Raw genomic sequence first — 14,672 nt, forward strand, 5'->3', positions numbered from 1 at the left:
CTCATCGCCTCTGCGCGAGTCGCGGAGGAACGAAGCATCCCCCGAACCGCCGACGTCACCGTCTTCGCTCCGGGCTTCCGTATCCCTCGCATCGACATGCACAGGTGCTCGCACTCCACTACGACGATGACCCCTCGGGGCTGAAGTATCCGGACCAGTGCGTCGGCGATCTGTGTGGTCAGCCGTTCCTGGACCTGCGGACGCTTCGCGTAGACGTCCACCAGCCGCGCCAGCTTCGACAGACCGGTGATGCGCCCGTCCACCGAAGGAATGTAGCCGACGTGGGCCGCCCCGTGGAACGGAACGAGGTGGTGTTCGCAGCAGCTGTAGAGCTCGATGTCCTTCACCAGGACCATCTCGTCGTGGCCCAGGTCGAAGGTCGTGGTCAGCACGTCCTCCGGGGCCTGACCCAGTCCGGCGAACATCTCCCGGTAGGCGCGTGCGACCCGGCCGGGCGTGTCGCGCAGCCCGTCACGGTCGGGATCCTCGCCTATCGCGATCAGCAGCTCACGGACCGCGTTCTCCGCCCGCTTCTCGTCGAACGGTCCCACCGCGCGACCGGCGTCCGGGGACTCCAGTCCCGGTTCACCGTGCAGCGACACCGCGTTCACGCCGGAACGCTCGCCTATGGAGGAGTGGGAATTACTCATGGGTCGAGGTTAACCGAAAACCGAAAACGGCCGGGGTGCTGGCCCCGGCCGCCTCGGTACAGGTCAGGTCAGCTGTCGGCCAAGCCGCTCTGTCCGGGCAGGTCGGGAAGCACCGACCCGCCGTTGCCATTGATGCTGCCGTTGGCCTTGGCCAGCTCCAGCTCCTTCGGCGTCTTGACCGGCGGGCGGTCCGAGGGCACCCGCCGGGTGGACCCGGTCCAGGCCGGCCGCGCCGCGCGCATCCGCACGTCCCGGAAGACGTTCGCGATCTGGGCCTTGTCCAGGGTCTCCTTCTCCAGCAGTTCGAGCACCAGCCGGTCGAGGATGTCCCGGTTCTCCACCAGGACCTCCCAGGCCTCGTCGTGGGCGGTCTCGATGAGCTTCTTGACCTCTTCGTCCACGATCGCCGCGACCTCCTCGGAGTAGTCGCGCTGGTGGCCCATGTCGCGGCCGAGGAAGACCTCGCCGCTGTCCTGGCCCAGCTTGATCGTGCCGAGGCGCTCGGTCATTCCGTACTGGGTGACCATCGCGCGGGCGAGCTGCGTCGCCTTCTCGATGTCGTTGCCGGCACCGGTGGTCGGGTCGTGGAAGACCAGCTCCTCGGCCGCCCGGCCGCCGAGCGCGTAGGCGAGCTGGTCGAGCAGCTCGTTACGGGTCGTCGAGTACTTGTCCTCGTCGGGCAGCACCATCGTGTAGCCGAGGGCGCGGCCGCGCGGCAGGATCGTGACCTTGTGCACCGGGTCGGTGTTCGGCAGCGCGTGCGCGACCAGAGCGTGGCCGCCCTCGTGGTACGCGGTGATCTTCTTCTCGTGGTCGCTCATCAACCGGGTACGCTTCTGCGGCCCGGCCACCACGCGGTCGATCGCCTCGTCCAGCGCGTTGTTGTCGATCAGCTTGCGGTCCGAGCGTGCGGTCAGCAGCGCCGCCTCGTTGAGCACGTTCGCCAGGTCCGCGCCGGTGAAGCCGGGGGTGCGCCGGGCCACGGCCATCAGGTCGACGTCAGGCGTGAGCGGCTTGCCCTTGGCGTGCACCTTCAGGATCCGCTCACGGCCGTTCAGGTCCGGGGCGTCCACGGCGATCTGCCGGTCGAAGCGGCCGGGCCGCAGCAGCGCCGGGTCCAGGATGTCTGGCCGGTTCGTCGCGGCGATCAGGATGACCCCGCCCTTGACGTCGAAGCCGTCCATCTCGACCAGCAGCTGGTTCAGCGTCTGCTCACGCTCGTCGTGACCGCCGCCGAGGCCCGCGCCCCGGTGCCGGCCGACCGCGTCGATCTCGTCCACGAAGACGATCGCCGGGGCGTTCGCCTTTGCCTGCTCGAACAGGTCGCGCACCCGGGAGGCGCCGACGCCGACGAACATCTCGACGAAGTCGGAGCCGGAGATCGAGAAGAACGGCACGCCCGCCTCGCCGGCCACCGCCCGCGCGAGCAACGTCTTGCCGGTACCCGGCTGGCCGTAGAGCAGCACGCCCTTGGGGATCTTCGCCCCGATCGCCTGGAACTTGGCCGGGGCCTCCAGGAACTCCTTGATCTCCTGGAGCTCCTCGATCGCCTCGTCCACGCCGGCCACGTCGGCGAAGGTGGTCTTCGGCGTGTCCTTGGTGATCATCTTGGCCCGGGACTTGCCGAAGTTCATCACCCGCGAGCCGCCGCCCTGCATCTGGTTCAGCAGGACCAGGAAGACCACCACGAGCAGCACGAACGGCAGCAGGGTGACCAGGACCGAGATGATCCACGGCTGCTTGGACTGCACGACGTTGTACCCGCCGGACAGCCTGCCGTCCTTCACCGCGTTGTCCAAGGCGGTGGTGATGTTCGCGCCCTGCTGGTCGTTCAGGTAGGTGGTGACCTGCTTGGTGCCGTCGTTCAGGGTGACCTGCACGGTCTGGCTGGACCCGGTGGTGACTTCAGCCGACTTGACCTGGTTGCCGTCGATCTCGGTGATGATCTTCGAGGTGTCGACCGAGGTCGCGCCGCCGCCAGAGGACACGATGTTCATCACTGCTAGCACGGCGAGCACGGCCAGCACGACCCAGATGGTTGGGCCACGGAAAATTCGCTTCACGTCCATCGTCCGGAGCTACCAGCCCCGTCCCTTCTGCCGGCTCGTCCCTGGTGGGTAACTGCTGAAACGTTGGGCGCCCAACGCCGGGGCGACCAACACTCTGCCAACGATCCTACGCGGTGCGTGCGTTCCCGACTTCTTTCACGAATACCGGTCCGGAGCCGCAGTGCCAGGGGACGCCAGCGCCTCACGAGTAGGCGTGAGGGGCCAGTGTCCCGATACAGCGCCCAACGGTTCACCGAGCCACTGGCCCCTCACGAGTAGACGTGAGGGGCCAGTGTCCCGATGAACGGCAGATTCCTGAACTGTTCGGCGAAGTCCAGTCCGTACCCCACGACGAACTCGTTCGGGATGTCGAAGCCCACGTACTTGACCTTGATCTCGACCTTCGCCGCGTCGGGCTTGCGCAGCAGCGCGCAGACCTCCAGCGACGCGGGGTTGCGCGAGCGCAGGTTCGACAGCAACCAGGACAGGGTCAGGCCGGAGTCGATGATGTCCTCGACCACCAGCACATGGCGCCCTTCGATGTCCGTGTCCAGGTCTTTGAGGATGCGTACCACTCCGGAGGACTTGGTTCCGGCGCCGTAGGACGAGATCGCCATCCAGTCCATCGTGGCCAAGCGGTGCAGTGCCCTGGAGAGGTCCGCCATGACCATCACGGCGCCCTTGAGCACGCCGACCAGCAGCAGTTCGCGACCGTTGTAGTCCTTGTCGATCTCGGTGGCGAGGCGGGCGACGCCCTCCGCCAACTCACGTTCGGTCAGGAGCACCCGCTCCAGGTCGGGGCCCATGTCCTTCTCGTCCACCGGGACAGTCTCCTCGTGTTCGGTGCGCGGCCGGGGTCGGCGGCGGGTGCCCGCAACGGCGTCGGAGGGGTCACCGGTCACACCGGCGTCGGCGTGCAGCGCTTTCCGTTGCCCTTGCCGCCGCTGCCGCTGTCTTCACCGAGTGCGCCGCCGTCTCCACCGCGTGCACCGTGTGCCGGCGCCGTCCCCGACTCGCCCAGGGCCTGTTCGCCGAAAGCCAGTCTGCCATCCGCCCGGTGCACTACGACCGGGCCGGGCAAATGCAGCGGTCCCTGCCCCCGCCAGTTCGTCACCAACGCGTCCACCGCCTCGATGTGAACTGCGGCGAGAGTGCCGGCCGGAGCGCCAGAACGCAGCGCGGCGAGCCTTATCACTCGACGGCGCACAGCGGTGGGCAGTGCCGCGAGGCAATTCGCGTCGAGGCCGCCTTTTACGTGTCGGCACTCCTCCAGGGCACGCGCAGCCCAGTGGTCGAGTGCTTCGGTGTCCTCACGCAACATTCGGGCGGTACGTGCCAGCGCCTCAGGCATCCCGGGCCCGAGTACGTCTTGGATCGCGGGCAGCAACTGATGGCGGATACGTGAACGCGTATACGCGGGGTCGGCGTTGTGCGGATCCCGCCACGGCACGACGCCCTCAGCCAGGCAGGCGTCCTCAGTCACCGTGCGGGAGATCTCCAGCAGCGGACGGCGATATCTGTCCCCCGGGCCGAAGCGGGCCGGCATCCCGGCGAGCGACCTGGCTCCGGAGCCCCGGGCCAGCCCCAGCAGAACCGTCTCGGCCTGATCGTCCCTCGTGTGGCCCAACAGTACCGAGCGGGCGCCGAGACGATCGGCCAGTTGGTCCAACGCCTGATAGCGGGCCGTGCGCGCGGCGGCCTCGGGACCCCCGTCGCGGCCGACCGTCACAGCGACGGACTCGACCGGGTCAAGCCCGCGCTGTCGCAGCAGCCTCACGACTTCGTCGGCACGCCGCGCCGACCCCTCCTGTAGGCGGTGATCCACCGTCACCGCCCCGCATCGCAGCCCGAGCCGGGGGGCGACGAACGCACCCGCGCAAGCCAGCGCGAGCGAGTCGGCTCCCCCGGAACAGGCGACGAGCACCAGGTCCCCTGGCTGATGGTCCTTCAGCGCGTGCCGTACTGCCAGGCGTATCGCTGCCACCGCGGGCACCGGTCCCATCGCTGACCACTCCTCAACCAAGTCGGCCGTGGCGGCTGCGCCCCGGCCGGGCCTCTCAGCCGCGGCGCAGCGGAACCCGCCGTATCCAGGCAGCCGGATCGTTGATCTCCGCCTGGGTCGGGAGGGTGTTCGGCGAGGTCCACACGCGGTTGAAGCCGTCGATCCCGGCCTCGTCCACGACGCTGCGCACGAAGCGCTCGCCGTCGCGGTACTGCCGCAGCTTGGCGTCGAGTCCGAGCACCTTGCGCAGCAGCGTCTCCGGCCTCAGCCGGCTCCTCGACCTGCGACGGCCGAACTCCCGGCTGATCTCCGCGACCGACGGCACGACCAGCGGGCCGACCCCGTCCATCACATAGGTGGCGTGCCCCTCCAGCAGTGTCATGACGGCGGTCAACCGCCCGATCACGGCACGTTGCGCAGGGGTGCGAACCATATCCAACAACGAGAGCCCGTTGGCAGGAGTGACGGGGTCGGCGGTGTCACCCACTCGATCGGCTGGTATGTCGGCGTGTCGAGTGGACGGCGTAGGCGACGGCGTACCGTTGCCCACTACCGTCCGCACGACTGTCTTTACGCGTTCCGCGAATACGGCGGGTTCGACTTCGAGCTCGGCGATCAGCGTGCCGAGTTCGCCGAGGATGTGCTCACGCAGCCACGGCACCGCGCTGAACTGGACCCGATGTGTCTCCTCGTGCAGACAGACCCACAGCCGGAAGTCGCTCGGATCGACGCCGAGCTCCCGCTCGACGTGGACGATGTTGGGCGCGACGAGCAGCAGCCGTCCGGGGCTGGTCCGCCCAGAACCGGTCGACACAGCGCCGGTTGACACAGCGCCTGCCTCCGCACTGGCTGTCGACACAGTGCCACCGCCGAAGGGGTCGAACTGGCCGAGCACGCGGTGCGAGAGATAGGCCAGCAGCGCCCCGAGCTCAAGCCCGGTCAGCTTGGCTCCGACTGTGCTCGCAGTGGACCGCACCCCACTCGGCACGACGCCCTCACGCCACTGCCGGACCTTCTCAGCGAGCGGGGCGGACAGCTCCTGCACGGCGTCGATGTTGGCGGTGACCCAGCCTTCACGGCCGACGACGAGGACCGGTGAGTCGTCCTGCGGCGCCTCAAGCTTCGCGAAGGCGCGCACATGGCCCTGAGCCGCCGAAGCAGCTCGCCTCAGTTCCGCCACCGCCGCTTCCGCCTGACGCGCGCTGACGGCGGGTCCTGGGCGCACCAAGCGGCGCGCGGTCGCTTCGGCCACCGACCAGTCGATCAGTTCGTCACTCGCCACACCTTCAACGTATCCCGCGGCGATCCTTCTGAAGCGCTACACGTTGCCCAATTAGGTCGATGAGTATGCACGCCGCCGACCCACCGCCATCATCATCTTGCGAGATGTTGCGTTGATCACTCGGCGGCGTCACTTGTCTCGCACGCCTGCCCGTATGCGGGACACTGGTGCGGTAAGGCCCAGAGGGTAACCCATGGAGGAACGATGGAGTTCGACGTCCTGATCGAGATCCCGAAGGGCCAGCGCAACAAGTACGAGGTGGACCACAAGACCGGCCGGATAAGGCTGGACCGGATGCTGTTCACCTCGACGCGTTACCCCGCCGACTACGGCTTCATCGAGGACACCCTCGGCGAGGACGGCGACCCCCTCGACGCCCTCGTGCTGCTTGAGGAGCCGACCTTCCCCGGCTGCCTGATCCTCTGCCGCACAATCGGCATGTTCAGGATGACGGACGAGAAGGGCGGTGACGACAAGGTCCTGTGCGTCCCCGCGAGCGACCCGCGGGTCGAGCACATCCGCGACATCCACCACGTGCCCGAGTTCGACCGGCTGGAGATCCAGCACTTCTTCGAGGTCTACAAGGACCTGGAGCCGGGCAAGTCGGTCGAGGGCGCCACCTGGGTCGGACGCACCGAGGCGGAGGAGGAGATCCGCCGCTCACGCCTGCGCTTCGCCGAAAGCCCCGACGCCGACGCCCACTGACCCGCCAGATTCACTGACCCACCGTTTCACGGTCCCATCAGCACACCGCCCGCACCGAGCAACGCGCGCACTCAGTCCGGCCGAGCGAAGAACTGGACCGATCCCCACATCCAGATCGACGAGACCTCCACATTCTCGCCGGTCCGCGGCGCCTGGATCATCTGCTGACCGCCGACGTAGATCGCCTCGTGGTAGATCGTGTTCGGGTCGTGGCTGCTGGTGGCCCAGAACAGCAGATCGCCGGGCCGCAGGTCGCCATAGCCGATCGGGTGGCTGGCCTGATACTGGAACGCGGCGAAATGCGGCAGGGACACCCCCGCCACCGCCCACGACTCCATGGTCAACCCCGAGCAGTCAAACGAGTCGGGACCCGTCGCTCCCCACACGTACGGCTTGCCGAGCTGCGCGTAAGCGAAGGCGAGCGCCCTGCTCGCGGCCGAGCCGTCATAAGCCGGCACAACGAAGTTACCCGCAGGGAAGCTGCCCGCACCGGCCTCCGCAACTTGCCGAGCCGCCTCTTCTGCCAAACTTTGCTGCCGTTGCTGCTCCAACTGAACGGAAACGCGTTGCGCCGCGGCGAGTTGCGCGAGCAGCGCATCGCGCTTCGCGCTCATCGCCGCGAGTTGGCTCTGCTCCGCCGCCACCGCTGTCCGAGCGGCCTGCGTAGCCTGCGCGACCTGCGTCTGCGCTGCCATACATGTCTGTACAGCAGCGTCCGCCGCCGTTTGGGCGTCCCGCGCGTCCTGTCGTGCACGGTCCGCTGCCCGCAGTGTCGCGTTCAGATCCATCGCCTGGTGCTGAAGCACGTGGGCGCCCGTCGCGAATTGCTCGGGCCCGTCGGCGTTGAGCACGAGGCTGACCGAGCCCAGCCCGTTGCCGTCCCGGTAGGCGGCTGCGGCCAGGCGACCGAGATCCGAGCGCGCCTCGCCAAATCGCCGCTGCGCAACGGCCACCCGAACCGCGGCGAGCCGCGCCGTCGTCTGCACCTGCTGCAACCGCAGCGTGGCGGCGTCATAACGCTCGGCGGCGATCTGTGACTGCTGCACCAATTGAGTGAGCTGCTGCTGCGCGGCGTCGAACTGAGCCTGGATCGGCGCGACCGCCAGCTTGTCCTGCTGCACAGCCTGTTGCGCCTGGTTGACCTGGTCCTGGCCCGGATACACCGGATCGGCATAAGCGCCACCAACGGCCGGCCCCAGTATCGCTGCACAGGCGAGAGCGCCGCAGATGGCCCTTCGAGCCATGCTCACTCGACGACTGCCCACTGGCACCTCCCACGGTCGACAACGCGTTCCGTCGTCGATCGTGCCTTTGCGCCAAAGGGCCATTCCGCCCGACACGCACCGAGTCACCCGTGTGCGTGCTTAAACACTAATTGCCAGGAATAGCCATCCTACGATCAACATGAATACGAGCACACAAAGCTAACGAAGCGAGCGCTCGCCACCCATACCGTCACCGACCGCCCCAGCTACCCGCCGAGGCGCTGATCGCCGTACCGGCCATCCGACGCGAGATCAAACCCTTCCCGTAGAGCCAGCGAACCGCGTCGGTCAGCGAGCGCTTCAGGTCGAACTGCTGTCCGCCTTCGAGCAGTTCCTTGGTCGCGGAGGTGTCGACGGGCTTGCTGACGAGACAGGTGTAGATCGCGCCGTACTCGATGGGGATGTGCATCGGCACAATTCTTTGCATCCACTCGGTAAGCCGCCCCATCGGCAACAACGCCCCGGCAGGCAGGAACGCCGCCGGCAGCGACCTGCCAGTCACCTCGCGCAGCGTCTCCATGTACTCACGTGTGGAAACGTACCGCGTCGGCGCGATCAATCGCCGCGGCTCCAGCCCCGACTCCATCACGGCCACGTGCAGCCGCGCCACGTCGCGCACGTCCCCCATCGGGCAGCCGCCGTTCGGCCACATCGGCATCATCCCGCGCAGCACATTGCGCAGCCGCGTGAGCTGGTCACCGACGTGCGGGTCGTGCGGCCCCAGCGTCGCGCCCGGATACGTGATCACCACGGACGCCCCGGCGTCCTGATAGTCCCGCGCGATGCGATCCGCTTCGGCCTTGGTCGCCATATAAGTGTCGCGAGGCCGCCCCACGTCGCCGTCCGGCGTGATCACTGGCTTCTCCGTCGGCAGCAACGCACTGAACGCCGACACGTACACGATCGGATCGACGCCCTCGGTCGCCGCCACACCCAACACAACATCGGTACCCGCCGCGTTCACCCGCCGCATTCGAGCGTGATCACGGCTGTCGAACGAATTCACCGACGCGGCGTGTAACACTGCGTCACAATCGAGGAGTGCGTTATCCACCGCCTCTGCGTCGGTCACATCCCCCAACACGACCTCGATCGACTCCACGTCAACACCCAGCGGACCGAGTGCCGTCGGCACCCGCGACGGATCCCGCACCAACAACCGCACCGAATGCCCGTCCGCGATCAACCCGGCGACCGAATGCGACCCGATGAACCCGGTGCCGCCGGTGACCAACACCCGCATCGAAATTCTCCTGCGAACTCAGCGAATTTGGATACGATACGCTCCGGAGCGTATCGTATCCGAAACCTGCCATCGCAAAACACTGAGGGCTGTATCGGTTCGCGGGTCCGCCGTCAAGATCCGCGCGACCTGGGCTTGCGCGCCAACGAATCCGCACTCTGCATCGTCGTCAGACCACGAGAAGCATGCGATTCACGGTAAATTTCCGCGCCAATCCGAAAAACGACGAGGCGCCTCTCGGCGTACGAGACGCCCTGGCCGTGGATCCGAACCGTTCAGGACGGCTCTTCGGCTGCGCATGACGGCTCCCGACTGTGTCTGATGGTTCTTCGGCTGTGTTTGGTGGTTCTCCGAACTCGGCCGGCATGACCAGGCGTGGTGCCGTCGCGCAAACCGCCGCGCCCCGGAGCGTTTTCGTGATGCAATAGCCGAAGGCACCCCGCCGAGCGCGAAGCGGCGGGGTGCCTCGTTGATCAGCGGCGCAGAAGTTTCAGGATCCGGGTGAGCGCGTCGGTGAGCGTCGCGAGCACCTTCGCCCGCTCCAACCGCCGGTCCGGCCCCGGCCCCTTCTTCTCCGTCTGATCGCCCATCAGCTCCTCCTCGTCACCGGCTCCACCGAGCCCCGCGGGTTGCGGGGCGGCTTCGCCGACGGCCGTCAGTTGCGCAGCGCAGTGGGCCGGCGGGAGCTCTGACAGGTGCCACGACTGTGCACGATGCGTTTGTCCGGTGTGATCGTCCTCCGTGCATTAGCATCCGAACCTCGCGTGCAATTGCATAAGCAACTGCGTTTGCTTTGTGCACTTGGCGCGAGTGTAGAGCTACGGCGAGTGCCGTGCAGGCGAATCTGAGAACTCATTTGCTGGAATTTGACCCGCCGCCGGGCCGCCGACACGTCCGAAACGCACCGCAGCCGTTGTCAGAGTGGTGATCCCGCGTTCGCGTCGCAGCCGACGACAAGCCCCGGTCGAGTTAAGTCACCCACTGCCACTGATCGTGCAGTCGAGGAACGACACGGGCGCCTCTCGACATGAGAGACGCCCTGGCCTTGCCGCGGAGCCCCCTATCGGAATTGAACCGATGACCTACGCATTACGAGCCTCTCCGGGGCTCATCCACGAACGTCCGCGCTAGTCCGCTGCGCAGGTCAGCCCGACAGGACGGACGAGTATGGACGGGGTGGACGACAGTGGACTGAGACCGTAACCGAGACTAGGTCATCACTCTGAAGGGCGACCACCTGCACGACAGGCCTCGCACCTGCCGCATTCAAGCTCAGCAAGCGGGAAGGTCTGTTTGCAGGTCCCGCACTTGCGGCGGCCCTCGGGTAAGGCAGCAGGGACCTTCCTCAACTCTCGCTGAAGCGGCTTGCGTGCCATGCCGAGCTTCCTGCGTGCCACGCGCTTGCGCTCGTCATGGTGGTAGGTCAGGACTCTCGACTGATCACGATACGGTGCGCCGCGCGCGGCGAGACAAGTTGCGCACTGCACTCGGCGGATCTCCTCCGTCGTCAACTGCCTGTTAGACCGCCCAGTGCGGCTACCGTTCCTGGTCATATCGCGCGGCATGACCGGAAGTATATGCAACCCGTAAGCGCCTATTGACGATCCGTCACACCTGCGCTGCTCTAGAAGAAACCCTGAGCAACACCGAGCGAGGAGAAGCAACATGCGCCTACAGTTCGTCGGCGGGGAGTCCGGCAACACCGGTTCGCCCCGCGTCTACAAGACCGACCGCGACACGCTCGTGATCCAGGGGTACATCGTGGATGACCCGGAAGCTCTTGCCGACGCGAAGACCCCCGCGCACGAGACCCTGGTAGAAATCCCCTACAGCTTGCTCAAGTACCTGCCCAGAGACACCGAGTAGAGGACCCACAGTTGACCGCGCTACTCACCGGAGACGACTTCGAAGCGCTGTTCACCCAGTTCGCGCATACCGCGTTCCGCCTCGAAGTGCGGGAGTCCTACGCGGGCATGCCGTACGAGGTCGAGCCGCTTCGCCAGTTCCTCAACGGTGCGGGCGTGGTCGATCTGGAGTGGACCAGGGGCTATCGTGCACTGATCTCAGAACACGTAGCGGCCGGACGACGGATCACGCGGGTTCGTATCGTCTCGGAACCATGGTCTGACTACACGCGCTTCGGAGTCTGGCTCGCCGCTGGCACGAATGCGGCCGGGGAAGACATTCGCTACCTGCCGCGCACACATCACGCGGTCACCGAGCTACCCGATGAGGACTACTGGCTGTTCGACTCGAACCGCCTCTATGTCCTCCACTTCACCGAAGATGACAACCTGATCGGCGCTGAGCCGGTCACCGATCCGGCCCGCGTCGTTGCGGCCAATGCCGCCCGCGATGCGGCCTGGCACTACGCCGAGCAGCGCGACCGGTATGCGAAACGGCACGGCCTTGACGACCAACGTCGCCCAAGCGCGTGAGGCCCTGGGCGCGCACTTGCGCCAACTGCGCCGAGACGCGGACATGACTGGACGGGAGCTAGCCACTGCGTGTGGTTGGCTCCCGTCCAAGGTCAGCAAGATTGAGAACGGCAAGCAGACGCCCTCCCCTACCGATATCCGCGTCTGGGCGGACGCTACCGGCCATCCCGAGGCCGAGGCGCCGTTACGCGCGGAGCTTGCCGCTCTCGAATCGTTCTTCCGAGATTGGCGCCGCCAACTCAAGGCCGGGATGCGGTTCCGGCAGGTCGAATCCCTCGGCCTGGAAGCCGACACCCGGCACCTACGCGTCTGGGAGCCGAACTACATTCCCGGGCTGCTTCAGACCGCCGAATACGCCCGCATCCGCCTCGCCCAGGGTGCCCGTCTCTACGGCACGCCGAACGATGTGGACGCTGCCGTCGCCATCCGCATGAACCGGCAACAGGTGCTGCACCTGCCGACCAAGCGATTCGACTTCCTGATTGCCGAAGGCGCTCTCCGGGATGGCAACGCGGCCCCGCCGGACGTCATGGCCGGGCAGCTCGATCGGCTGATGGTAAGCACGACCCACACGACGGTGACGCTTGGCGTTGTACCTTCCGCCGTGCTCTGGCCGTTCCACGCCGACAACGGGTTCTGGCTCTACGACGCCGACGCGGTCATCATCGAAACCCTCACAGCAGAGCTCCGTCTCACCCACGCCGATGAGGTCGCGATCTACGCGCGGGTTCACACCGCGCTCGCTGAAAGCGCCGTCTACGGGACAGACGCTCGCGCCCTGATCACCTCGGCAGCAGACGCGCTTTGACGAGGTTTCGAGCAATTCTGAGCAATTCGTAGGGCGGGGCGGTCGGCCCTGCGACGGTGGCGTCGGGAGTCATCCACCGCAGAAACGAGGCCCGGCGATGCACGAGACCCGATCCGAGGGCTTCCTCGACCTCGATTCCTGGATCGACGAACGCCGCGTCGTAGTCCAGATCTCCGGGGAGCTCGACACAGTCAACTGCCGCCAGTTGCGCGACGAACTGTTCTCCTACTCTCAGATAGGTCACCACCGGTTCGCGGTAGAGCTAAGTGGGCTGGCGTTCATGGACTCAGCGGGTATCGGCGTGCTGGTCGGTGCGGCCAAGCGGGCACGGGCCAGTGAAGGCCGACTGTGCCTGGTCGGTCCGAAGCATCACATCAGGCGCCTGTGGGAGACGATGGGACTGGCCGGAATCATGCCGGTCTTTGGTGGGCTCGACGACGCTTTCAGCTACCTCAGTGCCAAGTAGTCACAGTGAAACGGCCCGGCCAGAAGGCCGGGCCACATTGCTATTCGCTTCACACTTCGACCTGCCTAGAGCTTCAGCTCGATCAGCGCGCGCGCTACATCCGCCATCGTGGTCACAATCACGTCCGCGCCTGCCTCAGTGAACAGGTCAACCTTCTCATTGCGGTTGGCGTATCCGATGACCGGAAGTCCGGCGGCTTGCGCACCGTGAATATCTGCGAGCGAATCACCGATCAATACACAGTCAGCGGGTGATGAATCGACCGACTTCGCCGCACGAAGGATTGGCTCTGGGTTTGGCTTCATGAGGTCTGGCCGTGCGAAAGTCCGGCCGCTTACGTGGGAAGCATAGGCGCTGAGACGCTGCCTACTGACGTAGGACGTGATCGCGCCTGATGAGTTGTTGCTGACAATCGCGATTGGCTTTCCTGCTTCGTACGCCCCGACGATGACTTCGCGGCCGTACAGCGTCGGCCTAGCGGTCTTAGACGCCGCATACTCCTCGGCGCAGAGCCTGGTCTCAACGAGCCGAACGATGTCCGGCCGCCCTAACCTCGCGGTCCACCGCAAGACTTCAAGCGGGTCCGGCTCGCTCACAAGCTCCGGGGCGATTTCACCACCCGCGTCGCGTACGACAGTACGCAACGAGTCAGCGACCTTCGGGGCCGGATGCTGGGCGAAGATGCTGCATACCGGGCCGTCGAAGTCGAGCAGGATCGATCCTCGCCCGGCAAGGAGCTGGAAGAGATTTTCCGGCTGACTCATTCCGAGTACTCCCGTGCGATCGTGTTCCAGATGGAATCGAACCAGGCACGTGCCGCTTCGACGAACTGAGCGCTTGTCGAGGTCTCGTCATCACCCATCGCATAATGGAACAGCGGCACATCTTTGCCCATCAAGTCATAGATCGCTACCGGCTCACCTTTGATGGTGACATTGCGTTCGACAACAGGATAGAAGCCAAAGAATGCTTCCGCGTTGTTGAGGAAATAGAGCTTGAATAGCGGTGCCGCGCTGTGGACCCTGACGTTAACTGTCGCCGACCGAACGAGGCCAAGCTCCCCAAGCTCTCGAACTTGATCGATGATTCCGTCGGCCACGCGTCGGGCAATCCTCTCTGCCCTGGCTCGAACCATCGGATCGTCAGATTGAGTCTCTGCGCGCGCTGGTAACGCCATAGGCACAGACATGTCAGACAGCAGCACCCGAACGGCAATGGTCTCGGGGGTCAGCCGTCCAACCCTGATCTTGTCCAATGCTTCAGAGATGGCATCTCGAAGCGTTTCACCCGAGAACCCCGCGAAGTCGATCGACACGTGCGGGCTCTCGAATGCCGCCTCGATATGGGGCCTCAACTCGACCGCTCGCTGAGTCTGTGCCCGCACGAACGCGCCGCTCCCCTGACGGCTGATGATCAGCCGCTCGCTGCGCAGAACATCCAGCGCTCGCTTGACCGTCTCGCGTGCCACGCCATACCGCGCGGCAAGTTCCGGCTGTGACGGCAACCTGTCGCCAGGTGCGAGCTTGCCCGTGAGGATCGCTGCCCTGAGCTTGTTCGCGATCTGCTGCGACGACTGCTTGGGGTCGTCTGGGTCTAGTACGCCGAGGAAGTCGAGAGCATCAGTCATACCTCCCAGACTAGCGCTGACTAGCCAAGCTAGAAGACTTTTCTCGGAACGCTTGACATGACTAGCCAAGCGAGCCTACGTTCTTCTCAACGCAATATGGCTAGCCAGGTAAGGCAAGTCACGGCGGATCACTACGGA

14 protein-coding genes are annotated in these 14,672 nt (G+C 65.9%); 5 read left to right on the forward strand and 9 right to left on the reverse strand.

The window, feature by feature from the left end; genetic code table 11:
- The 5 genes from folE to VGS97_RS10430 form a co-directional block, all read right to left on the reverse strand.
- The coding region (gene folE, locus VGS97_RS10410) for a GTP cyclohydrolase I FolE (protein WP_326853129.1) at positions 1-650 on the reverse strand (650 nt) is incomplete at its 3' end.
- A 68-nt stretch (positions 651-718) separates the two neighbouring features.
- Positions 719-2,719, reverse strand: a complete 2,001-nt coding sequence (ftsH, locus tag VGS97_RS10415) for an ATP-dependent zinc metalloprotease FtsH (RefSeq protein ID WP_326853130.1) — start codon at positions 2,717-2,719, stop codon at positions 719-721.
- A 248-nt stretch (positions 2,720-2,967) separates the two neighbouring features.
- Entirely contained in the window at positions 2,968-3,519 is a 552-nt protein-coding gene (hpt, locus tag VGS97_RS10420) for a hypoxanthine phosphoribosyltransferase (RefSeq protein ID WP_326853131.1), read from the reverse strand.
- 77 nt (positions 3,520-3,596) lie between these two features.
- Positions 3,597-4,700 (reverse strand): tRNA lysidine(34) synthetase TilS, encoded by a 1,104-nt coding sequence (tilS, locus tag VGS97_RS10425; RefSeq protein ID WP_326853132.1) that lies wholly within the window; start codon positions 4,698-4,700, stop codon positions 3,597-3,599.
- Positions 4,701-4,755: 55 nt separating this feature from the next.
- A complete protein-coding gene (locus VGS97_RS10430) occupies positions 4,756-5,982 on the reverse strand; it encodes a zinc-dependent metalloprotease (protein ID WP_326853133.1) in 1,227 nt (408 codons plus the stop codon).
- A 204-nt stretch (positions 5,983-6,186) separates the two neighbouring features.
- On the opposite strand from VGS97_RS10430, the gene VGS97_RS10435 reads away from it, so the two are divergent.
- Positions 6,187-6,687: an inorganic diphosphatase gene (locus VGS97_RS10435; RefSeq protein WP_326853134.1), complete on the forward strand. Its 501-nt coding sequence runs from the start codon at positions 6,187-6,189 to the stop codon at positions 6,685-6,687.
- Positions 6,688-6,758: 71 nt separating this feature from the next.
- Here VGS97_RS10435 and VGS97_RS10440 read toward each other — a convergent pair whose 3' ends face one another.
- Both VGS97_RS10440 and VGS97_RS10445 read right to left on the reverse strand, forming a co-directional pair.
- The gene (locus VGS97_RS10440; protein WP_326853135.1) at positions 6,759-7,850 is read right to left on the reverse strand and encodes a C40 family peptidase; all 1,092 of its coding nucleotides are present in this window, start codon (positions 7,848-7,850) and stop codon (positions 6,759-6,761) included.
- Between the two features lie 292 nt (positions 7,851-8,142).
- Complete coding sequence (locus VGS97_RS10445; protein WP_326853136.1) at positions 8,143-9,195, reverse strand: NAD-dependent epimerase/dehydratase family protein; 1,053 nt, start codon at positions 9,193-9,195, stop codon at positions 8,143-8,145.
- Positions 9,196-10,860: 1,665 nt separating this feature from the next.
- Between VGS97_RS10445 and VGS97_RS10450 the strand changes: the two genes are divergently transcribed.
- From VGS97_RS10450 to VGS97_RS10465, 4 genes are all read left to right on the forward strand, one after another.
- Positions 10,861-11,061 carry a hypothetical protein gene (locus tag VGS97_RS10450; RefSeq protein ID WP_326853137.1) on the forward strand — a complete coding sequence of 67 codons (201 nt, stop codon included), beginning with the start codon at positions 10,861-10,863 and terminating at the stop codon, positions 11,059-11,061.
- 11 nt (positions 11,062-11,072) lie between these two features.
- The gene (locus tag VGS97_RS10455) at positions 11,073-11,633 is read left to right on the forward strand and encodes a DUF6879 family protein (protein ID WP_326853138.1); all 561 of its coding nucleotides are present in this window, start codon (positions 11,073-11,075) and stop codon (positions 11,631-11,633) included.
- Positions 11,605-12,441: a helix-turn-helix transcriptional regulator gene (locus VGS97_RS10460; RefSeq protein WP_326853139.1), complete on the forward strand. Its 837-nt coding sequence runs from the start codon at positions 11,605-11,607 to the stop codon at positions 12,439-12,441. The genes VGS97_RS10455 and VGS97_RS10460 overlap by 29 nt, the downstream gene beginning before the upstream one ends.
- Before the next feature lie 97 nt (positions 12,442-12,538).
- The gene (locus tag VGS97_RS10465) at positions 12,539-12,907 is read left to right on the forward strand and encodes an STAS domain-containing protein (protein WP_326853140.1); all 369 of its coding nucleotides are present in this window, start codon (positions 12,539-12,541) and stop codon (positions 12,905-12,907) included.
- A 65-nt stretch (positions 12,908-12,972) separates the two neighbouring features.
- Here the strand turns inward: VGS97_RS10465 and VGS97_RS10470 are convergent, their stop codons facing one another.
- Positions 12,973-13,671 (reverse strand): HAD-IA family hydrolase, encoded by a 699-nt coding sequence (locus VGS97_RS10470; RefSeq protein WP_326853141.1) that lies wholly within the window; start codon positions 13,669-13,671, stop codon positions 12,973-12,975.
- Positions 13,668-14,534 carry a winged helix-turn-helix domain-containing protein gene (locus VGS97_RS10475; RefSeq protein ID WP_326853142.1) on the reverse strand — a complete coding sequence of 289 codons (867 nt, stop codon included), beginning with the start codon at positions 14,532-14,534 and terminating at the stop codon, positions 13,668-13,670. Before VGS97_RS10475 ends, VGS97_RS10470 begins: the two co-directional genes overlap by 4 nt.
- Between the last annotated feature and the right edge of the window lie 138 nt (positions 14,535-14,672).

The sequence above is a fragment of the Actinocrinis sp. genome (genome assembly GCF_035946395.1).
In the GTDB taxonomy this organism is placed as follows: Bacteria; Actinomycetota; Actinomycetes; order Streptomycetales; family Catenulisporaceae; genus Actinocrinis.

Excerpts from the sequence above, each read along its gene's own strand:
- ftsH (WP_326853130.1), bottom strand. The coding sequence starts at position 2,719 with ATGGACGTGAAGCGAATTTTCCGTGGCCCAACCATCTGGGTCGTGCTG.
- tilS (WP_326853132.1), bottom strand. The coding sequence starts at position 4,700 with ATGGGACCGGTGCCCGCGGTGGCAGCGATACGCCTGGCAGTACGGCAC.
- VGS97_RS10435 (WP_326853134.1), top strand. The coding sequence starts at position 6,187 with ATGGAGTTCGACGTCCTGATCGAGATCCCGAAGGGCCAGCGCAACAAG.
- VGS97_RS10445 (WP_326853136.1), bottom strand. The coding sequence starts at position 9,195 with ATGCGGGTGTTGGTCACCGGCGGCACCGGGTTCATCGGGTCGCATTCG.
- VGS97_RS10450 (WP_326853137.1), top strand. The coding sequence starts at position 10,861 with ATGCGCCTACAGTTCGTCGGCGGGGAGTCCGGCAACACCGGTTCGCCC.
- VGS97_RS10465 (WP_326853140.1), top strand. The coding sequence starts at position 12,539 with ATGCACGAGACCCGATCCGAGGGCTTCCTCGACCTCGATTCCTGGATC.
- VGS97_RS10470 (WP_326853141.1), bottom strand. The coding sequence starts at position 13,671 with ATGAGTCAGCCGGAAAATCTCTTCCAGCTCCTTGCCGGGCGAGGATCG.
- VGS97_RS10475 (WP_326853142.1), bottom strand. The coding sequence starts at position 14,534 with ATGACTGATGCTCTCGACTTCCTCGGCGTACTAGACCCAGACGACCCC.